The sequence below is a fragment of the Corallococcus sp. NCSPR001 genome (genome assembly GCF_017309135.1).
In the GTDB taxonomy this organism is placed as follows: domain Bacteria; phylum Myxococcota; class Myxococcia; order Myxococcales; family Myxococcaceae; genus Corallococcus.
Window position 1 is genome coordinate 1,191,410 of record NZ_JAFIMS010000002.1, and the last position, 25,690, is coordinate 1,217,099.

Below are 25,690 nucleotides of genomic sequence, written 5' to 3' on the forward strand. Positions count from 1 at the left end.
TCCGCCGCCGGCCTCAGACCTGTCCGGCGCCGCCATCCACGAAGAGCTCCGCGCCGTTGACGAAGCTGCTGTCGTCCGACGCGAGGAACAGCGCCGCCTTCGCCACCTCGTCCGGCTGCCCCATGCGGCCCAGCGGGATGAGGCTGGTGAGGAAGTCCTTGAGCTGCTGCTTCCCCTCCACGTCGGGCGCCAGCCCGTTGAGTCCCGGCGTGTCGATGGGGCCCGGGCTGAGCGTGTTCACCCGGATGCGGCGCCCCTTCAAGTCGGACGCCCAGGTGCGCGCGAACGAGCGGATGGCCGCCTTCGTCGCCGCGTAGACGCTGAACGCCGGTGAGCCGTCCGAGCCCGCGGTGGAGCCCGTCAGGATGACGGAGCCGCCGTCCTTCAACAGCGGCAGCGCCTTCTGCACCGTGAACAGCGTGCCCTTCACGTTGACGTTGAACGTCTGGTCGAAGTGCGCCTCCGTGATGGAGCCCAGCGCCGCGAACTCGCCCAGGCCCGCGTTCGCGAACACCACGTCGATGTGGCCCGCCTCCTCCTTCACCCGCGCGTAGATCCGGGCCAGGTCCGCCATCACGGACACGTCCCCGCGCACGCCCACCACGCCGTGGCCAATCTCCTGCACCGCCCGGTCCACCTCCGCCTGCCGGCGGCTCGTGAGGAAGACCTTCGCCCCCTCCTGCGCGAAGCGCTTCGCCGTCGCGAAGCCGATGCCCGTGGTTCCACCCGTGACGACCGCCACCTTCCCGTCGAGCCTGCCCATGGTCCTGCTCCTTGTCCGGTCTCCGCACTGGCGGAAGAGTTATGGACTTTGTGGTCCATATCTAAGAATGGTGGACCGAACGGTCAATAACTTTTATTTTCCGGGCATGGCTCGGCCTCGGACATTCGATGAAGCACAGGTGCTGCGGGCGGTGCGCGACCAGTTCTGGAACAAGGGCTACGCGGCGACCTCCATGGATGACTTGATGCAGGCCACGGGGCTGGGCAAGGGCAGCCTCTACGGGGCCTTTGGCGACAAGCATCAGCTCTTCCTGAAGGTGTTCGACACGTACTGCGTCAGCTCCCTGGAGTCGGTGAAGAAGGCGCTGGAGGGGCCGGACGCAGGGGCGCTGGAGCGGCTGCGCCAGTACATGCTGGGAGTGGCCACCGCGTCCGCGGCGCCCGCGAACCGGCGCGGGTGTCTGCTGTCGCGCGGCACGTCGGAGCTGGCGGCGCAGGACGCGCGGGTGGCGGACCGGGCGCTGGAGACCTTCCGGGGGCTGGAGGCGGCGTTCGTGCGCTGCCTGGAGCAGGCCCGGGCGCATGGGGACCTCGCGGCCCAGGCGGACCCCCAGCGGTTGGGTGCCATGCTGCTCGCGGTCTTCCGGGGGCTGGAGGCCGTGGGCAAGGCCGGCATGGACGAGGCCAGTCTGCGCGGCATGGTGGAGACAGCATTCGAACACCTGCCCGCGCCGGTGAAGCGCCGCCGCTAGCGCCGGCCTCTTCCGGTGACCCCCGCGTTCAGGCTAGGCACAGGGGCCTGACCGCGGGTGCGAGCGGTCACTCAACGGGATTGGGGGCATTGATGCGGAAGGCACATGCGGTGGCGGCGTCGATGGCAGCGCTGATGCTGGGGCAGACGGGCTGCTATCGGACGAGCATCGTCACGAACCTGCGGCCGGAGCCCCTGGTCCACCAGGACCGGCAGTGGTTCACGGCGGCGGGCCTGTTGCCCGTCTCCAGTCCCCCGGGCAGCGAGTGCAAGAACGGCATCGCGTGGGCGCAGAGCCGCGCGACCCCCAGCGACTTCTTCATCCAGGCGGGCCTCGCGGTGGCGGGCGCGTTCATTGGTTCGGCGGTGTGCGCCGGTGGCGACCGGACCACCGAGGAGCAGGGCAACTGCGCCGCCATTGGCCTGCTGGTGCCCACGCTCCTGGTGGGCTCGCGCACCGTGGCGTACTCCTGCGCGTCGCAGTACCAGAACGTCAACCCGCGCCATGACCTGGGCTCGGGCCCGGAGACGCCGGCCCGGGTCCCGGACCCTGCGAACGCATCGGAGGAGGGGGAGGTCCCGGCGCTCGAGGCTCCGACGCCGCCGCCGCTGCCGCCGCCTGGCTCCGTGCCGGACTCGAACCCCGGACTCTGATGCACCTCCGGACGCGGCGCGGAAGGTGTCCGCGCCGCGCCCGAAGGTGTCTGTCTATTCGCCGCGCCGCTTCGAGCGCGTCAGGGTCCAGCCCTGGTTGGACCGGGCGCGCTCCACCCGCTTGTGCGCACGCTGAGCGGCGGCGTCCGTCTGACGGAGCTGGAAGGCCTGCTCGCGCTGGAGCTTCTGGAAGCTCGCGCGCCGCTCCTCGGAGAGCGTGCCGTCCTCCACCGCCGCCCTCACCGCGCACCCCGGTTCACCCTGGTGGCCGCAGTCGCTGAAGCGGCAGCCGGTGGCCAGCGCGAGCACGTCCGCGAAGGCGGTGGCCAGGCCCTCCTCCTCATCGCCCCACAGGCCCAGCTCGCGCATGCCGGGCCCGTCGATGACGAGGCCGCCGTGCTCCAGCACGAACAGCTCGCGGTGCGTGGTGGTGTGCTGGCCCTTGTCCTCCGGCCCCACGGGCTGGGTGACCAGCCGCGCGGCGTCCAGCAGCCGGTTGGCGAGCGTGGACTTGCCCACGCCGGACGAGCCCAGCAGCACGCCCGTCCTTCCGGGAGGAAGCCGGGCGCGCACGTCCTCCACGCCCAGGCCCGTCCGCGCGCTCACCGCGAGCACGTCCACGCCGGGGGCCAGGGACTCCACCGCCAGGACGCGCTCGGCCGCGTCGTCCGCGAGGTCCGCCTTGCTGAGGAGCACGACGGGCGTGGCGCCGCTGTTCCAGGCCACGGTGAGGGAGCGCTCGATGCGGCGGGGGTTGAAGTTGCCATCCAGTCCGGTGACGAGGAACACCACGTCCACGTTCGCGGCGATGAGCTGGGCGTCGTGTTCGCTGCCCGCCTCGCGCCGCTTCAGGAGGCTGCGGCGGGGGAGCACGGCGTGCATCAGCGCCTCGCCGTCACCGGACGCGGGCGGTTGCAGGAGGACCCAGTCGCCCACCGTGGGCAGGGCCTCCACGCCCTGGGCCTGATGGAGGAGGCGTCCCGAGGCGCGCGCGAGGAAGGCCGCGCCAGCGGTCTGCACGGTGAGCAGTCCCCGCTGCTGACGCACGACGCGCCCGGGGACGAGGGTGTTGGAAGACGACTGCGAGATGAGAGACGACAGAGAGACGTCGAGGTCGGGACCCCAACCGAGGGTTTCGAGTGACACTTGAGGAACTCCGGGCAGAGCGATGCCAGAAGCGCGCGGGAGGTGACTCCGGGGCGCCGGGCGGAAAAGGAGGCGGGGCTCGCGCTGCGACGGACGACGGTGCTGCTACGACCGGCTCAGCGAATGAGCGCCCGCGTGGCGGACAGGGCCGCGACGACAAGGGGCGGAGTCATCAGGACAGGTCTCCTCAAGGGTGCGCGTCACCACCGGCGGTCATCGCCGTTCGCGTACTCAAGGACCCTAGCAATTCCTGCGTGCGTTTTCCCCCTTGAACCTCACGCGGCGTGAGGTTGTACCCATGCCATCCAGTCGCGCGAAGGGGCGTGGCTGGAAAGGGGTGAGGCATGCAGCACACGGAGCTGAAGGTCGGGGAGCTGGCCCGGCGCACGGGGCTGTCCATCCGCGCGCTGCACCACTACGACGAGATTGGCTTGCTCAAGCCCTCGGCGCGCACTGCGTCGGGGCACCGGCTCTACACGGCGGCGGACATCGCCCGCCTGAGTCACATCCTGTCGCTCAAGCAGCTCGGGTTCTCGCTGGAGGAGATTGCCGAGACGCTGGGCCGGGCGGACTTCTCCGCCCTGCGCGTGGTGGAGCTGCGGCTCCAGCGGGCCCGGGAGCAGCTGGCGGAACAGCGTCAGCTCTGCGACCGCCTGGATTCCCTCGCACGGCAGCTGCGCGCGGCGGAGCCCGTCTCCGCCGACGACTTCCTACAGACCATCGAGGCCATGACCATGTTCGAGAAGTACTACACCCCGGAGCAGTTGAAGGAGCTGGAGGCCCGTCGCCAGGCGATGGGTGACGACGCCATCCAACAGGTGGAGGCCGAGTGGCCCCGTCTCATCGCGAGCATGCGCGAGCAGATGGAGCAGGGCGCCGACCCCGCGTCCGAGCCGGTGCGCGTGTTGGCCACGCGCTGGCGCGAGCTCGTCCGCGCGTTCACGGGCGGCAACCCCGGCATCGAGAAGTCGCTCCAGACGATGCACCAGCAGGAGCCCCAGATGGCCCAGCGGCAGGGCCGCGACCCGAAGCTCATGGAGTACGTGGGCCGGGCCATGGCCTGTCTGGACGCGCCGAAGTAAAGCCAGACAAAGGCAACGGCCGCCAGCGAAGGGCTGGCGGCCGTGGCTGTTCATGTCAGGGCAAGCAAGGCTACTGGCCGCCGACAGAGCCGCCCGTGGTGCCATTGGAGCCGCTGGTGCCGGTGCCGCCCACGCCACCCATGGTGCCGCCGGAGCCGCTGGTGCCGGTGCCGCCGACGCCGCCCGTGCCCGTCGTGCCGCTGGTGCCACCCGTGCCGGTGCCGCCCGGGTTGATGACGGTCGAGCCATTGGACTCGGTGCCGGGCTCGGTGGCGCCGGTGGTGCCGGTGCCCGTGCCGCCAATGGTGCCAGTGCTACCGGAGCCGCCAATGGTGCCGGTGCTGCCAGAGCCGCCAACGCCGGTGGTGCTGGTGTCCGAACCGCCGTAGGTGCCGGTGCTCGTGCCCGTGGAGGGCGTCGTGTACGAGCCCGTGCCGGTGGAGGGCGCGGTGGCCCCGGTGCCGTAGGTGTCCGTGCTGGAGCCGGTGGTGCCGGTGCCCGTGCCGATGCCGCTGGTCCCGGTGCCGCCCGTGCCGGAAGTGCCGCCGCCGGTGGTGCCGGTGCCGGTGGTGCCCGGAGTCGTGTTCACGCCGGTGCCAGAGCCGCCCGTGCCGGTCGCGGTGTTGCCCGTCTCCACGCCCGTGGAGTTGGTGGTGCCCGGCGTGACCGTGCTCGTGGAGCCGGCGGTGCCCGTCTGCCCGCTGTTGATCATCTCCGGCGAGCCGCCCGAAGAGCCGGGAGTCGTCCCGGGGCTCGACCCGTCGCCTACCTGTTGGGCGAGCGCGGTGGTGGAGAGCAGGAAGCTGAAGGCCAGTGCCGCGGTGCCAATGGAGCGTCGCATGTGTGGAATCCTTTCCCGTCGTAGGTGGCGTAAAGGTGTGTGCTTCACCGGACAGGGCAACCCGTTGGAACCAGCCGGCACATGGCAGGCCGCCAGCTCGCAGGTCATTCATGGGACGGGGCACGCGGGACAGGGGTTGCACGTACGCGCGCCCGACACGGTGAAACAGGCGGGAGGTCTTCTCGCCGTTTCTGTGCTGTCCTCCAGACCAGCAAGGAGCGTGCGTGAGCGGACGGGAAGGGCACCTGGCGGCGGGCCGCAAGAGCGCGCGCCTCGCGCGAAGCGTGAGCGCCCGTGCATGGCCGCTCACGCTCGTCATCGCCGCGGGCCTGGGCCTGCTGCTCTACGTCGCCACCACCAGCCTGCCGTACCTCATCGCCTCACCCGCCGGGGACGCGCACCTGGGCGCGCTCAATGACTGCCTGGCGCGGCAGCTCGATGGGGCCACGCGCCTGGGCTGGGCCGTGGCGCCGGATGCTTCGCGCGCGGCGGTGTTCGGGCCCCGCGTCGTCGCGGTCTGCGGCGAGGATGGTTCTCACTCGCGCCTGGAGATTGCTGGCGCCACCGCGCTCGCCTTCGATGGCGAGCGCCGCCTGTGGGCCGCCGCCGGAGGCCATCTGCTGCGGGAGCGGAACGGCGCGCTCCTGCCGGTGGGCGACATCACTCCGCCGGAATGGCTGATCGGCCACGCGGGCGGCGTCCTCGCGCTGGATGCCAGCGGGCAGCTCGTCTCCGTGGCGGCGGACGGCAAGGTGCTGGGCCAGGCGCAGGTGCCAGGGCCGGGCGGCCGTCTGTCCATTGGCCCTGGCGGTGTGCTCGCGGCGGTGGAGTGGGGCGGCGGCGTCATCGTCTACGACGCCCGCACCCTGGAGCTGGTTCGGGCGGAAGCTCCGTGCAACGTGGAGTTCCTGTGGTGGCTGGACACCGTGGATCAGGTCCTGCTGACCTGTGGCGCGCCCGCGACCAGCGCACTTCGCTTCGATGTCCGCACCGGCGCGCGTGAAGAGGTGCCGGCACGTACGCGCGCGCCTGCCCGAAGGCTCTCGGGGCGGGCGTTGTATGTGCAGGGGTGCGACGGCTTCCCGTGTACGGCCTCACCTCCCTGAAGCTGTTATGGGGAGGTTCCGCCCGGGGTTCGTGACCGCGACCCGGGGCTTCCGGGGTTGGTGGGGCTCACGTCCAGGCACGGCGTTCAGTGCCTGACACACAGGGCCTTTCCGACCCGGCTTTACATTCGACAAACCCGCGAACTCATTGGACGTTCCTGGGATCGCGGACCGGTTTCGCAGTACCGGTCGCAACGCTTCCGCCGGATCAGGGGTTTCACTCGTGGACGACACCAAGGTTTCCAGCTCCTCCGCTCCCCGCAAGCGCGCCAACGGCCGAAAGACGGCCGCCAGCGCCGCAGGCCAGGACGCTGGCCCTCCAGGCGCCCGGTCGCAGGGCAACGTCGCGGCCAACCGGCTGAGCGACACGGAGGCTTCGCGAGTCGAGCCCGCGTCCGCCCGCCGTGCCCCCGCGCGTGGCCGCAACGGCAACAGCCGTCCGGCCGCCGACGACGGCCTGCGCCCCGGCGGCCCTTCTCCGCTCCAGCAGTTGCTGGCGGCGCTCCGGGCCGTGCAGGGCGGTGACTTCTCCGTGCGGCTGCCGTCCGGCGCGCAGGACGTGGTCATGGATGAGATCGCCCGCGCGTTCAACGCGGTGGTGACGCTCAACTCCACGCTCACCCACGAAATCGTCCGCGTGGAGCGCGTCGTCGGCCGCGAGGGCCGCATGGGCGAGCGCGTCACCCTGGGCGACGTGCGCGGCGACTGGGCCACCAGCGTCCAGTCCATCAACGCCCTCATCGGCGACCTGGTGCAGCCCACCACGGAAGTCGCCCGCGTGCTGGTGGCGGTGGCCGAAGGCGACCTCACCCAGAAGATGGCCCTCGAAATCGACGGCCAGCCCGTGAAGGGCGAGTTCCTTCGCATCGGCACCACCGTGAACGCGATGGTGGATCAGCTCAACAGCTTCGCCGCGGAAGTGACGCGCGTCGCGAAGGAAGTCGGTACGGAAGGCAAGCTGGGCGGCCAGGCCGACGTGAAGGGCGTGTCCGGCGTGTGGAAGGACCTCACGGACAACGTGAACGTCCTCGCCGGGAACCTCACCGCGCAGGTGCGCAACATCGCGGAGGTCACCACGGCCGTGGCCCGCGGCGACCTGTCCCGCAAGATCACGGTGGACGTGAAGGGTGAAGTCCTTGAGCTCAAGAGCACCATCAACACGATGGTGGACCAGCTCAACAGCTTCGCCTCCGAAGTGACGCGCGTCGCGCGCGAAGTGGGTACGGAAGGAAAGCTGGGCGGTCAGGCCGCGGTGTCCGGCGTGTCCGGCACGTGGAAGGACCTCACGGACAACGTGAACTTCATGGCGTCCAACCTCACGACGCAGGTGCGCGGCATCGTGAAGGTGGTGACGGCGGTCGCCAACGGCGACCTCACCCAGAAGCTGATGGTGCCGTCGCAGGGCGAAATCGCCGCGCTGGGCGCCACGCTGAACAACATGACGGACACGCTCAACGTGTTCGCGCAGCAGGTGACCAGCGTCGCGCGCACGGTGGGCGTGGAGGGCAAGCTGGGCGCCCAGGCCCAGGTGCCCGGCGCCGCGGGGACGTGGAAGGATCTCACGGACAACGTGAACCTGATGGCGTCCAACCTCACCAGCCAGGTGCGCAACATCGCGGAGGTTTCCACCGCCGTCGCCAATGGCGACCTGTCGCGGAAGATCACCGTGGACGTGAAGGGCGAGGTGCTGGAGCTCAAGAGCACCATCAACACGATGGTGGACCAGCTCCGCGCGTTCGCCGCGGAAGTGACCCGCGTCGCGAAGGAAGTGGGTACGGACGGCAAGCTGGGCGGTCAGGCCGCGGTGCCGGGAGTCGGCGGCACGTGGAAGGACCTCACGGACAACGTGAACAGCATGGCCTCCAACCTCACCACCCAGGTGCGCAACATCGCCCTGGTGACGACGGCGGTGGCCACCGGTGACCTCTCCAAGAAGATCACCGTCGACGCGCGCGGCGAAATCCTGGAGCTGAAGAACACCATCAACACGATGGTGGACCAGCTGAACAGCTTCGCCTCCGAAGTGACCCGCGTCGCGCGCGAGGTGGGCACGCACGGCAAGCTGGGCGGTCAGGCGGAAGTGAAGGGCGTGTCCGGCACGTGGAAGGACCTCACGGACAACGTGAACTTCATGGCGTCCAACCTCACCACGCAGGTCCGAGGCATCGCCAAGGTCGTGACCGCGGTCGCCAACGGCGACCTCACCCAGCGCCTGAAGATGGAGGCCAAGGGCGAGGTGGCGGAGCTCGCGGACACCATCAACGCGATGACCCAGACGCTCTCCATCTTCGCGCAGCAGGTGACGGACGTCGCGCGCACGGTGGGCGTGGAAGGCAAGCTGGGCGCCCAGGCCGTGGTGCCGGGCGTCGCGGGCACGTGGAAGGACCTCACGAACAACGTGAACCTCCTCGCGAACAACCTCACCGACCAGGTCCGTAACATCGCGGAGGTCACGACGGCGGTCGCGAAGGGTGACCTGTCCCGGAAGATCACCGTGGACGCGAAGGGCGAGGTGCTGGAGCTCAAGAGCACCATCAACACGATGGTGGACCAGCTCCGCGCGTTCGCCGCGGAAGTGACCCGCGTCGCGAAGGAAGTGGGCACGGACGGCAAGCTGGGCGGTCAGGCCGACGTGAAGGGCGTGTCCGGCGTGTGGAAGGACCTCACGGACAACGTGAACAGCATGGCCTTCAACCTCACCACCCAGGTGCGCGGCATCGTCAAGGTGGTGACGGCGGTGGCCGACGGCGACCTGTCCCAGAAGCTGGTGATGGAGGCCAAGGGTGAGATCGCCGCGCTCGCGGACACCATCAACGCGATGACCCAGACGCTGTCCGTCTTCGCGCAGCAGGTGACGGACGTCGCGCGCACGGTGGGCGTGGAGGGCAAGCTGGGCGCCCAGGCGGAGGTGCCGGGCGTCGCCGGCACGTGGAAGGACCTCACGAACAACGTGAACCTGCTGGCCAACAACCTCACGGCCCAGGTGCGAAACATCGCGGAGGTCACGACGGCGGTCGCGAACGGCGACCTGTCCAAGAAGATCACCGTGGACGCGAAGGGCGAGGTGCTGGAGCTCAAGAGCACCATCAACACGATGGTGGACCAGCTCCGCGCGTTCGCCGCGGAAGTGACCCGCGTCGCGAAGGAAGTCGGTACGGAAGGCAAGCTGGGCGGTCAGGCGGACGTGAAGGGCGTGTCCGGCGTGTGGAAGGACCTCACGGACAACGTGAACGTCCTCGCGGGCAACCTGACGGACCAGGTGCGCAACATCGCCAAGGTCACGACGGCGGTGGCCAACGGCGACCTGTCCCAGAAGATCACCGTGAGCGTGAAGGGCGAGGTGCTGGAGCTGAAGAACACCATCAACACGATGGTGGACCAGCTCCGCGCGTTCGCTTCGGAAGTGACTCGCGTCGGCAAGGAAGTGGGTACGGAGGGCAAGCTGGGCGGCCAGGCCGCGGTGCCCGGCGTCGCGGGCGTGTGGAAGGACCTCACGGACAACGTGAACGTCCTCGCCGCGAACCTCACGGACCAGGTGCGCAACATCGCCAAGGTGACGACGGCGGTGGCCTACGGCGACCTGTCACAGAAGATCTCCGTGGAGGCGAAGGGCGAGATCCTGGAGCTCAAGAGCACCATCAACACGATGGTGGACCAGCTGCGCGCCTTCGCTTCCGAAGTGACCCGCGTCGCGAAGGAAGTGGGTACGGACGGCAAGCTGGGTGGTCAGGCCGCGGTGCCCGGCGTCGCCGGCACGTGGAAGGACCTCACGGACAACGTGAACAGCATGGCGTCCAACCTCACCAGCCAGGTGCGCAACATCGCGCTGGTGACGACGGCCGTGGCGAACGGTGACCTGTCCAAGAAGATCACCGTGGACGCGAAGGGCGAAATCCTGGAGCTGAAGAACACCATCAACACGATGGTGGACCAGCTCAACAGCTTCGCCTCCGAAGTGACCCGCGTGGCGCGTGAAGTGGGCGCGGAGGGAAAGCTGGGCGGTCAGGCGGAGGTGAAGGGCGTGTCCGGCACGTGGAAGGACCTCACGGACAACGTGAACTTCATGGCCCGCAACCTCACGACGCAGGTGCGCGGCATCGTGAAGGTGGTGACCGCCGTCGCCAACGGCGACCTCAAGCAGAAGCTGGTGGTGGACGCGAAGGGCGAAGTGGCCGCCCTGGCGGAGACCATCAACAACATGACCGACACGCTGGGCATCTTCGCGGAGCAGGTCTCCACGGTGGCCCGCGAGGTGGGCGTGGAGGGCAAGCTGGGCGGCCAGGCCCGCGTGCCCGGTGTGGCCGGCACGTGGAAGGACCTCACGGACAACGTGAATTTCATGGCGTCCAACCTCACCACCCAGGTGCGCGGCATCGTGCGTGTGGTGACGGCGGTGGCCAACGGCGACCTGACCCAGAAGCTCATCGTGGACGCGAAGGGCGAGGTCGCGGCGCTCGCGGACACCATCAACAACATGACCGACACGCTGGGCACCTTCGCGGAGCAGGTCTCCACGGTGGCCCGCGAGGTGGGTATCGAAGGAAAGCTGGGCGGCCAGGCCCGCGTGCCCGGCGCGCGCGGCACGTGGCGGCAGCTGACGGACAACGTGAACCAGCTGGCCGGGACGCTCACCAGCCAGCTGCGCGCCATCTCCGACGTGGCCACCGCCGTGACCAAGGGCGACCTGACCCGCAGCATCACGGTCGTCGCGGAAGGCGAGGTCGCGGCGCTGAAGGACAACATCAACCAGATGATCGTCAACCTGCGTGAGACGACGCAGAAGAACCAGGAGCAGGACTGGCTCAAGACGAACCTGGCGAAGTTCAGCGGCATGATGCAGGGCCAGAAGTCCCTGGACGCCGTCAGCCGCCTCATCATGAGCGAGCTGACCCCGCTGGTGTCCGCGCACCACGGCGCCTTCTTCCTCTCCGACCCCGAGGGCGGCATGCCGTCCCTCAAGCTCACCAGCACCTACGCGTACCGGGAGCGCAAGCACCTGGCGAACCGCTTCCGCCTGGGCGAGGGGCTGGTCGGCCAGTGCGCGCTGGAGAAGAAGACCATCCTGCTGACGCGCGTGCCGTCGGACTACATCACCATCTCCTCCGGGCTGGGTGAGGCCGCGCCGCTCAACATCATCGTCCTGCCCGTCCTCTTCGAGGGCGAGGTGAAGGCCGTCATCGAGCTGGCCTCGTTCCACCCGTTCAGCGCCATCCATCAAATCTTCCTGGATCAGCTGACGGAGAGCATCGGCGTGGTGCTCAACATGATCATGGCGAACATGCGCACGGAGACGCTGCTCTCCGAGTCGCAGCGCCTGACCCAGGAGCTCCAGAGCCAGTCGCGCGAGCTCACCCAGCAGCAGGACGAGCTCAAGCGCACCAACATCGAGCTGGAGGACAAGGCGAAGGAGCTGGCGGACCAGAACACCCGCGTGGAGGAGAAGAACCGCGAGGTGGAGCTGGCGCGCGTCAGCCTGGAGGAGAAGGCGGAGCAGCTCACCATCATCTCCAAGTACAAGAGCGAGTTCCTGGCCAACATGAGCCACGAGCTGCGCACGCCGCTCAACTCGCTGCTCATCCTCGCGAAGCTCCTGTCGGACAACAAGGACGGGAACCTCTCCAACAAGCAGGTCGAGTACGCCAACACCATCTACGCGTCCGGCGGGGACCTGCTCAGCCTCATCAATGAGATCCTCGACCTGTCCAAGGTGGAGGCGGGCAAGATGCAGGTGGAGCCCCGGGACATCGTCCTCACGGAGCTCAACCAGTTCATCGAGCGCAGCTTCCGCCCGGTGGCGGACCAGAAGGGCCTCACCTTCCAGGTGGAGGTGCTCGCGGGCACGCCGCGCCACGTGCGCACGGACCCGCAGCGGTTGCAGCAGGTGCTCAAGAACCTGCTCTCCAACGCCTTCAAGTTCACCGACGAGGGCGGCGTGAAGCTCTCCGTGCGCCTGGCGGACAAGGGCATCCGCTTCGACCACGAGGCGCTGCGCCGCTCGCGCCACGTGCTGGCCTTCGCGGTGAAGGACACCGGCATCGGCATCGCCAAGGACAAGCAGCGCATCATCTTCGAGGCGTTCCAGCAGGCGGACGGCTCCACCGCACGCAAGTACGGCGGCACCGGCCTGGGCCTGTCCATCAGCCGCGAAATCGCCAAGCTGCTGGGAGGCGAGATCCGCCTGGAGAGCGAGCCGGGCAAGGGCAGCACCTTCACCCTCTACCTGCCGCCGGAGTACCAGGGCGCGGACGAGGAGGTGCCGCAGGGCGGCGAGGCGGCCGGCCGCGCGGTGGGGACGCTGGCGGAGACGCTCGTCACCCCGTCCACGTCCGGCACCCCCGCGACCACGCCGCAGACGGCGCTCGCCCAGCCGGCGCCGGTGTCGGTGGCGGAGCCGCAGGCCCACGTGCTGGACGCCGCGCTGCCCCCGCAGGTGGAGGGCTCGCACACGCCCGTCGTGGTGGAGGACGACCGCGAGTCCATCCGCGAGGGTGACCGCACCTTGCTCATCATCGAGGATGACCTGAAGTTCGCCCGCATCATGGTGCAGATGGCGCGCGAGAAGGGCTTCAAGGCCCTGGTCGCCACGCGCGGTGACAGCGGCCTGTCCATGGCGCACGAGTACCAGCCGGACGCCATCACCCTGGACATCCAGCTGCCCGTGGTGGACGGCTGGAGCGTGCTGGACCGCCTCAAGCGCAACCCGCGCACGCGCCACATCCCCGTCCACATCATCAGCGTGATGGACAAGCACCTGGGCAACACCCAGGGCGCGTTCGGCTACCTGACCAAGCCCGTGAGCAAGGAGGGGCTGGAGCGCGTCTTCGGCCAGCTGTCCCGCTTCCTGGAGCGCCGCGAGCGCCGCCTGCTCGTCATCGAGGACGACGACGTGCAGCGCAGCAGCCTCACCCAGCTGCTCAGCGACGGCGGCGACGTCGTCGTCACCGCGGTGGCGTCCGGCCAGGAGGCCCTCGCGAAGCTGGAGGAGAACGAGTACGACTGCCTCGTCATCGACCTCCTGTTGCCCGACATGGACGGCATCAAGCTGGTGGAGGAGGTGAAGACGCAGCAGCGCTTCCGCGACCTGCCCATCGTCGTCTACACCGGCCGTGAATTGACGCCCAAGGACGAGGCCCGTCTGCGGCGTTACACCGGCAGCGTCATCCTGAAGAGCGGCGCGAAGAGCCCCGACCAGCTGCTGAGTGATACAGCGCTCTTCCTGCACCGCCTGGACGAGAATCTTCCGGCGCGCGCGCGCGCGGCCCTGGCGCAGCGCAACGACCAGGACGCTCCGCTGGCCGGCAAGAAGGTGCTGCTGGTGGATGACGACATGCGAAACATCTTCGCGCTCACCAGCGTGCTGGAAAATCACAGCATGCAGGTCGTCTTCGCGGAGAACGGGCGGGCTGCCATTGAGATGCTCGGCCAGCACCCCGACGTGGATGTCGTGTTGATGGACGTGATGATGCCGGAGATGGATGGCTATGAAACCATGCGTGCCATCCGCAAGGACCCCAAGTACGCCAGCCTCCCCATCATCGCCGTCACCGCGAAGGCGCTGAAGGATGACCGGGAGAAGTGCATGGCCGCCGGTGCGAGTGACTACCTGCCCAAGCCGGTGGATACCGACAAGCTGCTGGAACTGGTCCGGCTGTGGGTGAGTGCTTGATACTCAACGAGGACGATCCATCCTCCCGCCCCCTTTGCACTTCCGTCTGGAAGGGGGCAGCCCTAGCCTTGTTCGCCGTGTCTCGGGTCCCCTGACCCACGCGCTCCCCCGCCGCGCACATGAACTCCACTGAGCACACTCCGGAACGTCCCCAGGAAGCCGCGGCGAGCCCCCGCGCGGCCATCCTGATGGTGGACGACCATCCGGCCAACCTGCTGGCGCTGGAAGCCATCCTCGAGCCGCTGGGCCAGGACCTGGTGAAGGCGACCAGCGGCGAGGAGGCGCTCAAGCAGCTGTTGCAGCGCGACTTCGCGGTCATCTTGATGGACGTGCAGATGCCGGGGCTGGACGGGTTCCAGACGGCGGCGCTCATCAAGCAGCGCGAGCGCACGCGCACCATCCCCATCATCTTCCTCACCGCGCTCAGCCGTGACGCGGCGCATGTCTTCAAGGGCTACGCGCACGGCGCGGTGGATTACCTGCTCAAGCCCTTCGACCCGGAAATCCTCCGCTCGAAGGTCAGCGTCTTCGTGGACCTGTTCCTCAAGGAGCAGCAGCTCCAGCGCCAGGCGGCCCTCTTGCGCCAGCGCGACCGCGAGGCCCTGGAGCGTCAGAGCGCGCTGCGTTACCGGCGGCTCACGGAGGCCCTGCCGGAGCCCATGTGGGCGGCTCGCGCGGATGGGGCCCTGACGTACGCCAACCGCGCCTGGCGGGAGTACACGGGCCATCAGGAGGGGTATGAGCTGTCGCTCTCCTCGTTCCTCCTGGATGTCCACCCGGTGGACCGGGAGCGGATGCGCACGGTGTGGAGCCACGGGCTGGTGCAGGTGCAGGGCAGCTCGCAGGAGTTCCGGCTGCGGCGCAAGGACGGCGTCTACCGCTGGCACCTGGCGCGCGCGGTGCCCGAGCACGACGAGCACGGGCAACTGGTGGGCTGGCTGGCCATCGCCACGGACATCGACGACAAGCGGCGCGCGGAGGAGGCGCTGGCCCGCTTCAAGACGACGCTGGACGCCACGCTGGACTGCGTCCTGATGTTCACGCCGGACACGCTTACGCTCGCGTACGCGAACGCGGGCGCGGCCAAGCAGCTGTCCGCCTCCGTGGAGGAGCTGGTGGGCCTGTCGGTGCTGGAGGTGGAGAGCGCCTTCGACGAGACGGGCTTCCGCAAGCTCCTGGCGCCGCTGATGTCCGGCACGCTGCCGTCGCAGACGTACTCCACCAACCACCGCCGCCGCGACGGCACGGAGGTGCCGGTGGAGGTGGTGCTCCAGTACGTGGCCGAAAAGGAAGGGCCCGGCCGCTTCATCTCCGTGGCACGCGACATCACCGAGCGCCAGCGCGCGGAGACGGCGCTGCGGCTGGCGAGCGAGGCGAAGGACGCGTTCCTCGCCGCCGCGAGCCACGAACTGCGCACGCCGCTGGCCGCGGCGAAGGGCCACGCGCACCTGGCGCTGCTCAAGCTGGGCGGGCAGACGGAGGCCGGCCCCGGCAAGTCGCTGCAGATCATCAACCGGCAGATCGACCGCATGGCGAAGCTGGTGGAGGACCTGCTGGACATCAGCCGGCTGCAGGCGGGGCGGCTGTCATTGGAGCTGGAGCCGTTTGATTTGTCGCAGCTGGTGCTGGAGACGCGGGACCGCATGGCGGTGCTGTCGCAGACGCACGAGCTGAAGGTGGAGGTCCCCGAGCACCTGGAGGGCACGTGGGACCGGGGGCGGTTGGACCAGGTGCTGACGAACCTGCTCTCCAACGCCATCCGCTATTCGCCGGAGGGCGGCCAGGTGCTGGTGCGTCTGGTGGCCGAGGGCGACAGCGGCGTGCACCTGTCCGTGAAGGACCAGGGCGTGGGCATCCCCAGCGAGAAGCAGCGCCTCATCTTCGAGCGCTTCGGCCGCGCGCACGGCAGCAAGTACGGCGGGCTGGGGCTGGGGCTCACCATCAGCCAGGGCATCGTGGAGCAGCACGGCGGCCGCATCTGGGCCGAGTCCACGGGCACGGCGGGCCAGGGCTCCACCTTCAACGTCTGGCTGCCCCGGCGCACGGAGGCCCAGGCGGCCACGCCGACGGAGTCCTCGCGCACGCCGAGCTGAGCCTTTCGCGTCGGGCGGGGACGCGGCCCGCGGCCGTTTGCGTCCCACGGCGACGCGGTTCGCGGGGCCCGTGACTCTGGAGGGCCGCTGGTACGGCGCGTGCTCAGGGACGGGGCATGTCCACGTCCTCGCGGCCCAACATCCTCATCCTGACGGTCGACCAGCTCCAGTTCCCCCGCTTCGCCTATGGGCCCGAGGGCGGCTTCCTGCCGGCCATCAAGGACATCCTGGGCTTCGTGGACGAGGGCGGGGAGGACAACCCGTTCCGGAAGTTCTTCCCCGGCTTCGCGGCGCTGCGCAGGAACGCCGCGGTGTTCCGCAACCACACCATCGCGGCGTCGGCGTGTACTCCCAGCCGCGCGGTCATCTACACGGGGCAGTACGGCACGCGCACGGGCGTCACGCAGACGGACGGCCTGTTCAAGAGCGGTGACGCGGCGGCGTTCCCGTGGCTGTCGGCGCAGGGGATTCCGACGCTGGGGCACTGGTTCCAGAAGGCGGGCTACCGCACGCACTACTTCGGCAAGTGGCACGTGAGCAATCCTCCGGACCATTCGTTGAAGGAGTATGGCTTTGACGACTGGGAGCTGTCGTATCCGGAGCCGCACGGGGCCTCCATCAACAACCTGGGCGCGTTCCGGGACGAGGGCTTCGCGGACCTGACGTGCGGCTTCCTGCGGCGGATGGCCCTGGGTGAGCCGTACAACCGGGCGCTGGCGGAGCAGTCGTACGCGGCGCCGAGGGCCGCCGCGCCGGAGGGCGAGGCCCCGCCGTGGCTGGCGGTGGCGTCGTTCACCAACCCGCACGACATCGCGACGTATCCCATCCTGCCGCGGCAGTTGGACCCGGGGGCGCCCAAGCTGGGGCCGCTGCCGGTGCCGGCGCAGGGGGCGCGGTCGGTGACGCCCACGGCGGGGACGCTCACGGTGCCGCTGAACCCGCTGGGGTTCCCGCAGGACAACGCGGGCGTGCCGTCCAACCTGCGTGACACGCTGAAGAACAAGCCGGATTGCCAGCGGGACTACGCGTACAAGATGGGGCTCGCGCTGTCGTCGAAGACGGGGCTGACGCTGCACCAGGCGAACGAGAACATCGACCCGGTGACGGTGACGTTGAACTCGGGCATCCCGTTCCAGCTGACGCACGACCCGGAGAAGGCGGCGGAGCGCTTCCAGCAGTACTACGCGTGGCTCATCCACCTGGTGGACGGGCACATCGAGCGGGTGCTGCGGACGCTGGACGAGACGGGGCTCCGGGAGAACACGGTGGTGGTGTTCCTCTCCGACCACGGCGAGTACGGCGCGGCGCACGGCTACCTGATGGAGAAGTGGCACGCGTCCTACCAGGAGGCGCTGCACGTGCCGCTGGTGGTGCGGTTCCCGAAGGAGCAGCCCACGCGGCACATCGACGCGTTGACGAGCCACGCGGACATCGTGCCCACGGTGCTGGGGCTGGCGGGCATCCCGCGCGATGAGCAGGTGGCGATCCGCACGGACCTGCGGCTCCACCGCCCGGTGCCGCCCTTCGTGGGCGCGGACCTGAGCCCGCTGGCGAGGGGCGAGTCCACCACGGTGCTGGAGCCCAACGGCACGCCGCGAGAAGGCGTCCTCTTCATCACGGACGACGAAATCACGGAGCCGCTGCCGCGCACGGGGGACCCGCACCAGTTGCACGACGACGCGCTGTACACCGTGTACACGCGAGCGGTGGAGCGACTGATGGAGCAGGGCAAGGTGCCCGGGTTGAAGCCCGGAGCGGTGTGCCAGCCGAACCACGTCCGCTGCGTGCGCACGCCCCGCTGGAAGCTGGCGAGGACCTTCGACCCGTCCGGGAAGCACGCGGACCAGTGGGAGCTGTACGACCTGCAGACGGACCCGCTGGAGCTGGAGAACCTGCTCGTCTTCGACCAGCCATTCCCGACGCTGGTTCCGTCACTGCCGCGAGGGCTGTCCCGCGTGGAGGTGGAGGAGGCGGCGTGCGCGACGCATGCGCTGCTGGAGCGCTACGAGGCGGAGAAGCTGTCGCCCTGGCCGCAGGGCTAGAGGAACCGCCGGAGCCACCGGTTCGTATCGTGCTGGAAGGGGAGGAGCTCTTCGCCATCGTATTGGAAGAGGGTGGGCTCCATCAGGCGGGCCAGCGCGCGGTACTGGGGAGGGATGGCCTTCGCCTGCGTGTCGATGGGGTCTGGCCATTCGTCCAGCGTGACGAGGACGCGGTCACCGTCCATGGGGAGCAGGGAGACCTCCGGGAAGGGGAGCGCGTTCCGGAGCGCGTCGATGCCGCCCAGCTGTGTCAGCAGGGGTTGGCCGAGGAAGGTGAGCCAGGCGGGGGGCAGGGCGTGAGTGCCGATGACGGCGTTGAGCCTGCTGTTGTTGTAGGCGTCCAGTCCCGGATACCGGGCGAGGAGTGCCTCGATGAGGGTCCAGTCGCCCGAGCTGAACAAGCCTTGGGGTGAGACGATGGCGAAGCTGGCGTAGCCGAAGTTGAAAGGCAGCTCACGACCCAGCTCGAGCGCGAGGGCACGCAGGTGTGATGCTCCGTGCTCCAGGAGGTATTCGGTCGGGAACGTGAACGACACCGAGCTGATGGGGTCCTTGAAAATGGGGTCCCCGAGGCGGCGCGCGTAATACTCGAAGTGATAGCTGCCGGCCTCGCTTGGGCTCTCCATCAGCTCAATGGACCAGACGCCCTTCCATGGTGGGTCCAGCAGATACTTCCGGATCCGTTCCCAGCCCTGCGCGTCGAGCGGGTCCAGTTCCCCTTCCTCGGATGGATACCAGCCCAACGACCCGGGAGGGATGGCCTGAAGATAGATCTGAAGGGCGCGCCAGATGGCATGGGCGAAGGCCTCAGGATGTTCGTGGAAGAAGAAGGAGATGACGACTCCGTCGCGTCCCGCGATCCAGCCGCCTCGACCTTGAAGTCGGATGACGGGAAAGGCGTCTCTCATGGCGTCCTCACTCCAAATTTTGGCGAGATGAGCAAGGCGGGTCCACCCAGGGCTGCCTCGTAGATATTGCCTTGGTGCTTGCCAAAGTATGGGCTGCTGGGCCCATAGGGTGCCCACCGCGGTGGATTGCTATCCGGACAAGGGAACTTGAAGTCCAGGGTGAACACGGACTTGAGCAGGTCGCGGTCTCCGTGGAGGACGAGGTCCGGCTTGATGGTGCCCCGGAGTTCGTCGGTGCAGCCGTCGGCGATGAGCTGCGCTTCCTTCGCCCGGCTGAGGGTCTCCAGGAAGCGGGCGTTCGGGTAGTAGCGGTAGCGCTGCTCGATGCTGAAGGGCGCGGGCCACAGCTCTTTCAGCACCGCTTCCGCGCACTGGAGCGCGAGCACGTGCTTCAGCTTTCCCAACTGCATGGCCCGCGTCACGGGCTTGCCGCAGCGGTCTTGCTCCACCACCTCGGCGCACTCCTGGCGCGTCGGAGGCCGGTTTTCGAAGTAGCGCGCGTTTCCCACCTGCTCCGCCTGGACGGCGCACGCGGCGAGCTGCTGCTCCAACTCATCCGCGTCGTGGTCCTGCTGCATCAGCGCGAGGACGGCCGGAGGGATGGCCTTGACCAGCGGGGACGCCATGGCCTGGGTCGCGGCCCGCGCGGACGCCTGCTCCGCCACATACGCCGCGTGCCGTGCCTTCGCGGCGGTGTCCGTGTCGACGAATCTCAAGTCCCTATGCCGTGAACCGCCGGCACAGGCCGTGAGCAGGGCACAGGCCACCCAGAGGCTCGTCACTGTACGCACGCGCCGGACTCTATCCGGCGTCACACTGAATCAGGCGACCCTTGAGAACCATTCCCCCGTGGAGAACTGGGCCTCCAGCACCGCCGCCAGATGCACGTCCTCCAGCAGCACACCCACTTCGATGTTCCGTGTCTGTCCCCGGTCGGTGAAGTTCGCGGACGTCACGAAGACCCACCGCGCGTCCACCACGACGCACTTCGCATGCAGGCTGGCGAAGACGCCCTTCTCCGGCGAGAAACCGTGGCACTCCGGAAACGGTGGCCCGAAGGGCCAGTGCTCTCTCAGGAACGCCTCAGCCACCGATGCACTGGCATAGAGCCGGCAGCCCACGCCCCGCTTGAGCGCTTCGTGCAGCGGCCTCAGGACCTCCGCCGCGTGGTCGAACGCGAACCCGGCCACCAGCACCGTGCTCGTGGCCTTGTGAAACAGGTCCGCGAGCACCACCGCCGTGTCGCGGGCTCCGCTCCATCGGGTCTCCGGCCCCGTCCAGACCAGCTCCGGACGCCGGGGTCTCCTACGCCGCTCCACGAGCAGCGTGTCCAGCAGCACGAGCGTCCCCTCTCGCCCCAGCGCGTTCAATGCCGCGGTCTCGCCCGCAAGCTGCTCCAGCCCCTCACCCTGGAGCGCCAGCCGCGACAGCGGAAACCCGAGCCTCCGCGATGCGACCACTGCCCTCAGCCGTTCCAGGTCCGGCGTCGCCACACCGCTCAGGTCCACGGCGTCTTCAGGAAGGCGACGTCCTCGTGGCCCAACGTGGGCACGACGAGCGCGCGGTCGAGGTACTGGTTGAAGCGTTCGCACGAGCACTCGGGAAGGAAGAGGCAGCCGTGGCACGCGGCACCCTCCAGGTCTCGGTCGTCACGCCCCGTGGGCTCGTGGTGCGCGCAGACCGGGTCGTTGGAGCAGAGGCGCGCGTCCTCCAGTGCACGGGACAGGTGCTGCCCCAGCCTCCGTCCCTCCTCCACCAGTCCGCCCAACGTGCCCTCCGCACCCGTGGTCCCCGTCATCAGCAGGATGCCCGCCATGGGGACGGCGTCGCTGTGCGGCGCGCAGTACAGCCGTTCACGGATGGAGCTCGCGGGATAGCCACACTCCAGCGCCACCTCCGTCATCAGCAGGTGCGCCAGCGAGTGCAGCAGGTAGAGCCGCACTCCCGGGAACGGGAGCTTCGACCCGGAGCCCTGCTTCCAGCGCTCCCATCCGGCCTTGAGCACCTCCTCGCGCCGTCGCACCGGCGCGGAGGTCTCCCACGCGTGCACCTGCTGTTCGTCGAGCACCAGCAGCATGCCCTCACCCTGCATCTCCGTGACGGGCACCCAGTCGCGGTGAAGCGACATCGGCGCGAGCGCCACGTCCAGGTCGTAGCGGCCCTGGAGGTCCTTCGTCAGCGGCTCCAGCCGGGTGAAGCCAACCTGGGCCTGGACCTCGCGCAGCCGCCGCGCCAGCACCACGCGCTCGACCCACGAGGGCAACCCGCGCGGTCGCGCGATGCGCCGGGCCCAGAAGACCTCGGTGCGGTCCCGGGGCATCTCCCCCGGCTTCTCCTGCGGTTGCGCGAGGAACTGGAGCCACTCCGCGGTGCGGATCTCCGGGATGGCTTCGGGCGTGTGCTCGCGCTCCGCCTGGATGGCCGCCAGCACCTCCGCGTTGGAGACGGAGCCCAGCGCCGCTTGAACCTGGGGAATGGTCCGGAAGGCGGGCAGGCTCTCCGCCGTGGCCGCCTGGAGGATGTTCCACGCGGATTGCACCTTGCGCCGGAGCGACTCGGGTTCAGGAATGGTGATGGCGCTGGTGGTCTGCGCGAAGTAGCCGTTGCTGGCGGTGCGGACCAGCAGCCGCTGCTTCTCGTCGCAGCGCTCCCGTGCCTCCAGCCCCAGCCAGGGCCGCTCTCCGTCGCAGCGGTCCTGTTGCTCCTTGACCATCATGTCGGCCAGGCGCTTGCGCTTGCCGCAACTCGAGCACGCGACCTCGATGTCGCTGAAGTCTCCGCTCACGCCCTCTTCCAGCCTGAGCTGCGGGGCGTCGCAGGGCTTGCGCTCGTGCGCCCACCAGGACCAGTCGATGTCCGACAGGTGGCCCCGGGGACACGCCGCGACGAAGCGCACCGGCACGCAGCGCTCCGGCTTCGCCTCCATGCCCGAGCAGCGGTGGCGGTACTCCTGGTTCACACGCTCCAGACTGTTGGCCCGCACCAACGCGCGGCAATGGGGGTTCTGGCAGACGAACCAGCGCGGAAACTCATACACCTGGATGCCGCAGGACTCCGTCGGCTCGCGTTCATCCCCGGCGGGAGGTTTGCGGAAGGGAGCCTCCTTGCTGAGTGGCCACTTGTTGCGGTGGTAGAGCGGTTCGACGATCTCCAGGAGCCGTGGCTCGTTGACCACCTCGCCCTGGCCCTTGAGCCGCCAGAAGTCCAGGCCTCCCACGAGGACCGCATCGTTGAGCAGGTCCAGCATGCTGCCCGGGCCGAAGGTGGAGACCACCTGGCTCTGGCGCACGCGTCCGTCCGGTGGCCGCGTCGAGCGGGGCCGGGTCCACTTCCTACGGTTCGTCATGCGTCACCTCCTCGGGTGCGGCCTTCGGGGCGCGGTAGCCGCCCAGCGGTTGACGTGAAATCCACAGGTGCACCGAGGACTCCACGTCACGCATGGACGTGGGCGCTTCGAACTTGAGTTCGTCCTGGGTGAGGTTCTCGGTGGTGTCCAGGAAGCCGCGCAGCAGGGGCTTGAGACCCTTTCCCTCCGGGTCGTAGGGCGAGTACGCGCGCTGGGCGGCGTCCTTCTTCGCCTGCTCGATGATGTTGCGCCACGAGTCGAGCAGGCTCCGCGCACGCTGCATCACGATGCCGCTGGCGCGCTCCGACTCCTCCTTGGGCAGACCGCGCCCGGCGCGCTTCGCCAGTGTTTCGAGCGTCTGCTCCAGTGCGTCCCGGTGCGCCTGCAACGACTTCCATTCCAGGGGCGCGGTCATGGCGGTGTCCATCAGCCGGCCCAGCGCCACCACCACGCCCGCGAGGCCCCGGTCGAGCGCCGGAGCGGAGAAGGGCGTCACCGAGGTGGCTTCGACGAAGCGGTAGAACGATTCGTGGTACGTCCCGAAGCGCTCGTAGTGGCTGCGGTCGCGAGGCTTGGCGGCGTTGAGGCACGTCACCACGAGGCCGGGTTTGTTCGTGTTGCGGCCCACGCGGCTGGACGCCTGGATGTACTCACTGGTCGTCTTGGGTTGACCCGCCACGACCATGAGCCCCAATCGGTTGATGTCCACACCCACGGAGATCATGTTGCTGGCGAGCACGACGTCGATGCTCTGGGGCTGACCGTGCGTGAGCTCCAGGCGGTTCTTCGAGGCCTTGATGTCGGCGGTCTTCTCACGGCTGGTCAGCTCGATGGGCTCGCCACGGATGGTCCGGCTCCGGTACCAGGGGTGCTCGGCCTCTTTGTCGAAGTCCTCTGGACGGCGGCGGGCGCGGTCCATCACCAGCCGTCGCACCTCGTCCTCGACGAGCCGGCGCATGCCGCCCAGTTCGCGCAGGCTGTTGAAGTAACCAACGAGGGTCAGGTACGGGTCGGCGCTGGGCGCGCCATGGAGTTGTTCACCGCGCGCGGCGGCGGCGAGCACGCTGACGTAGACGCGCAGCAGGATGGCCTTCATGGGCCGCCCGGGCGCCGCCACGCCCAAGTACTGGCGCGCGCCCTTCTTGCCCACGGAGGCGAAGAACGTCTCGGAGGCATCCACGCCGGGGGGCGGGAAGAGCGCCACGTCCCGTCCATAGAGGCGGCTCACTTGTTGCCGCGAACGGCGGACCGTGGCCGTGGAGGCCACCAGCTTCGCCCGGGGTGCGAGCGTCAGGACGGCCCCTTCGTACAGGCCCACCATGGAGCCCAGGGGACCGGAGATGAGGTGCAGCTCGTCCTGCACGATGAGCTCCGGGGGACGCAGGCCCTTCGGGAGCGTCACGAGCGCCGCTCTCACGTCCGCGGCGTCGTCGCACGGGCCGACGAAGCGCTTCCCGGTGCGGCCCAGGGCCCGGCCGAAGAGCAGACCGGTCTCTCCACGCCAGGGCAGCATGGCGAACTTGTCCACGGTGGCCACGAGGAAGCACGGCAGCTCGCGGTAGATCTGCTCGTCGACGAAGAGGACGGGGAGCCCCTCCGGGTTGCGGCCCAGGTTGAAGGCGCACGCGATGTTCGCGCAGCCGACGAGCACCTCCTCGGGCCTGGACTTGGAGGGCCGGAGGATGAAGCACTCCCGCTCGAAGGGCGTGGCGCACCACGGGCAGGTGGCGAGCGGAAAGGGCGACTGGGCGCGAGCGCTGTTGTCGTTCTTGTACTCGGTGATCTGCGTGGAGACCTGCTCCAGCGTATTGGCGGTGGCGGAGCGGCCGACCCACAGGCCGATGGAGAAGCGGACAGCCCCCAGACGTTTCGGCTCCTGCTGGCGGAGCACGTCGAGCGCGCAGATGAGCGTCGCCGCGCGGCCGAGCTGGTCGAGCGTGAGCAGCCGCAGGGTGTAGCGCAGCAGCACGGCCACGCCCAGGCCGCCGTGGAGATGCGCCTGGCCGCGGAGGCGGCGCAGGAGCAGGGTGAAGGCGATGAGGCCCAGGTACGCCTGCGTCTTGCCGCCGCCCGTGGGGAAGAAGATGAGCTCCACGAGCTCGCGGTCCGCGTGGGCTTCGTCCTCGACGGACGGGAGGTTGAGCAGGATGAAGGCGAGCTGGAAGAGGCGCCATTCGGGAGCCCGGTCTGGGCGGGCCTTGCGTTCGGCCTGGCCCATGACGCTGTTCATCCAGCGGAAGGCGTCGAAGGCGAGGGGCTCCCGCTCCAGGAGCAGGATGCCCTCCTCGATGCGGGTGGCCGCGCGGTGGGCGCGGCGGACCAGCTCATCCCGGGTCTCCTCCCGGCGCTCGCTGCCCACGTCGAGGGTGGCCTGGTCGGTCACCCAGTCGCGGTAGGCACGCACCAGAGGGCTCAGGGCCGCGACGGCTTCCGAAGGCGTCGTGAACGCGGCGAGCTGTTCCATCCCCACCGCGACCTCGCGAATCTGGCGCGCTTCGACGGGGAGCACTTCGACGCGCGGCAGCCAGTCCGTCTCCACGCGGGTGACGGGTATGGAAGTGGAGGGGACACGCACGGAGACGCCATGGCCCACGGCCCACTGCTGACGGTGGCGGAACTGGAGGTCGTTGACGCGGTCGTCATCGTCCTCGCTTCGGGCGTCGCTGGAGTCCTGCCGGCTGACGAAGCCCTGCGCGCACTCCAGGGCGAGGTGCGTCTGGAAGGCATAGGCCTCGTCGCGGTCCGCGGCGGTGGGGGTGGGGGGACGCGCGTTGACGAGGAAGATGGCGACGGCGAGTTCTCCTTCGCTTGTCTTCTCCACGTGCCCTTCCAGGCGCAGGCCCCGACTGTCCTGGAGATATATGCCTTCACGCAGCACCGAGTCGTTCAGGGACAGCGTGACGGTGCGTTGGTGGAAGGTGCGGGTCCACGGCTTGCGTCCGTCTGCCTCGGTGCGCTGGTAATCCGCCCAGCAGACATGCGCGGTGAGCTGGGACGTGCCTGACGGGACGAAGACGGACAGGCCCATGGAGGCGGGAAGGCGGCGCACCTTCTTGGCGGTGGGGTCCGGCCGGGAGGCTTCCTCGTTGTCCTCGTCGTTGCCCGCAGCCAGGTCGTCCTCTTCGTCGTCCGGGTCGTCCTCGATGACGCCCTGGTCCAGAGGGACGAGGAAGCCCGTCAGGTACCAACGGGACGGCGGCGTGCGGAGCACTTCGGTGGCGTCCGACACGGGAGCGCCCGGGGGCTTGTGGAACGGACCGACGAGGTCCGCTTCGAGCGCATCGATGAGGTGGGAGCGGACCGCTCCGGCGTCATGGGCATTCATGGGAGGC

Annotated in this window: 15 protein-coding genes; 7 read left to right on the plus strand and 8 right to left on the minus strand. The window is 69.1% G+C overall.

The window, feature by feature from the left end; genetic code table 11:
* Positions 1–13: 13 nt before the first annotated feature.
* A complete protein-coding gene (locus tag JYJ93_RS07035; RefSeq protein ID WP_206787461.1) occupies positions 14–763 on the minus strand; it encodes a glucose 1-dehydrogenase in 750 nt (249 codons plus the stop codon).
* Positions 764–869: 106 nt separating this feature from the next.
* On the opposite strand from JYJ93_RS07035, the gene JYJ93_RS07040 reads away from it, so the two are divergent.
* Both JYJ93_RS07040 and JYJ93_RS07045 read left to right on the plus strand, forming a co-directional pair.
* Positions 870–1,475, plus strand: a complete 606-nt coding sequence (locus JYJ93_RS07040) for a TetR/AcrR family transcriptional regulator (RefSeq protein ID WP_242543699.1) — start codon at positions 870–872, stop codon at positions 1,473–1,475.
* Between the two features lie 92 nt (positions 1,476–1,567).
* Positions 1,568–2,128, plus strand: coding sequence for a hypothetical protein (locus JYJ93_RS07045; RefSeq protein ID WP_206787463.1), 561 nt, complete (start codon positions 1,568–1,570; stop codon positions 2,126–2,128).
* A 54-nt stretch (positions 2,129–2,182) separates the two neighbouring features.
* Here JYJ93_RS07045 and rsgA read toward each other — a convergent pair whose 3' ends face one another.
* Positions 2,183–3,274, minus strand: coding sequence for a ribosome small subunit-dependent GTPase A (gene rsgA / locus JYJ93_RS07050; RefSeq protein ID WP_206787464.1), 1,092 nt, complete (start codon positions 3,272–3,274; stop codon positions 2,183–2,185).
* Between the two features lie 344 nt (positions 3,275–3,618).
* On the opposite strand from rsgA, the gene JYJ93_RS07055 reads away from it, so the two are divergent.
* The gene (locus JYJ93_RS07055; RefSeq protein ID WP_206787465.1) at positions 3,619–4,356 is read left to right on the plus strand and encodes a MerR family transcriptional regulator; all 738 of its coding nucleotides are present in this window, start codon (positions 3,619–3,621) and stop codon (positions 4,354–4,356) included.
* Positions 4,357–4,426: 70 nt separating this feature from the next.
* On the opposite strand, the gene JYJ93_RS07060 is transcribed toward JYJ93_RS07055, so the two are convergent.
* A complete protein-coding gene (locus tag JYJ93_RS07060) occupies positions 4,427–5,197 on the minus strand; it encodes a hypothetical protein (RefSeq protein WP_206787467.1) in 771 nt (256 codons plus the stop codon).
* A gap of 224 nt (positions 5,198–5,421) precedes the next feature.
* Between JYJ93_RS07060 and JYJ93_RS07065 the strand changes: the two genes are divergently transcribed.
* The 4 genes from JYJ93_RS07065 (at position 5,422) to JYJ93_RS07080 (ending at position 18,104) form a co-directional block, all read left to right on the plus strand.
* The gene (locus tag JYJ93_RS07065) at positions 5,422–6,303 is read left to right on the plus strand and encodes a hypothetical protein (RefSeq protein WP_206787469.1); all 882 of its coding nucleotides are present in this window, start codon (positions 5,422–5,424) and stop codon (positions 6,301–6,303) included.
* A 223-nt stretch (positions 6,304–6,526) separates the two neighbouring features.
* Positions 6,527–13,969 carry a HAMP domain-containing protein gene (locus JYJ93_RS07070; protein ID WP_206787471.1) on the plus strand — a complete coding sequence of 2,481 codons (7,443 nt, stop codon included), beginning with the start codon at positions 6,527–6,529 and terminating at the stop codon, positions 13,967–13,969.
* A gap of 119 nt (positions 13,970–14,088) precedes the next feature.
* Positions 14,089–16,062: a PAS domain S-box protein gene (locus JYJ93_RS07075; RefSeq protein WP_206787472.1), complete on the plus strand. Its 1,974-nt coding sequence runs from the start codon at positions 14,089–14,091 to the stop codon at positions 16,060–16,062.
* A gap of 116 nt (positions 16,063–16,178) precedes the next feature.
* Positions 16,179–18,104: a sulfatase-like hydrolase/transferase gene (locus JYJ93_RS07080; protein ID WP_206787474.1), complete on the plus strand. Its 1,926-nt coding sequence runs from the start codon at positions 16,179–16,181 to the stop codon at positions 18,102–18,104.
* On the opposite strand, the gene JYJ93_RS07085 is transcribed toward JYJ93_RS07080, so the two are convergent.
* The 5 genes from JYJ93_RS07085 to drmA all read right to left on the minus strand — a co-directional run bounded on the left by JYJ93_RS07085 (position 18,101) and on the right by drmA (position 25,683).
* Positions 18,101–19,012 (minus strand): DUF3396 domain-containing protein, encoded by a 912-nt coding sequence (locus JYJ93_RS07085; RefSeq protein WP_206787476.1) that lies wholly within the window; start codon positions 19,010–19,012, stop codon positions 18,101–18,103. The two genes, JYJ93_RS07080 and JYJ93_RS07085, sit on opposite strands and share 4 nt — an antisense overlap.
* Positions 19,009–19,728 carry a hypothetical protein gene (locus JYJ93_RS07090; RefSeq protein ID WP_242543700.1) on the minus strand — a complete coding sequence of 240 codons (720 nt, stop codon included), beginning with the start codon at positions 19,726–19,728 and terminating at the stop codon, positions 19,009–19,011. The genes JYJ93_RS07085 and JYJ93_RS07090 overlap by 4 nt, the downstream gene beginning before the upstream one ends.
* 105 nt (positions 19,729–19,833) lie before the next feature.
* Complete coding sequence (gene drmC / locus JYJ93_RS07095) at positions 19,834–20,520, minus strand: DISARM system phospholipase D-like protein DrmC (RefSeq protein WP_206787478.1); 687 nt, start codon at positions 20,518–20,520, stop codon at positions 19,834–19,836.
* On the minus strand, positions 20,511–22,358 hold the full coding sequence (locus JYJ93_RS07100) for a DUF1998 domain-containing protein (RefSeq protein WP_206787480.1): 1,848 nt from the start codon (positions 22,356–22,358) through the stop codon (positions 20,511–20,513). The genes drmC and JYJ93_RS07100 overlap by 10 nt, the downstream gene beginning before the upstream one ends.
* Complete coding sequence (drmA, locus tag JYJ93_RS07105) at positions 22,345–25,683, minus strand: DISARM system helicase DrmA (RefSeq protein WP_206787482.1); 3,339 nt, start codon at positions 25,681–25,683, stop codon at positions 22,345–22,347. The genes JYJ93_RS07100 and drmA overlap by 14 nt, the downstream gene beginning before the upstream one ends.
* Positions 25,684–25,690 lie beyond the last annotated feature (7 nt).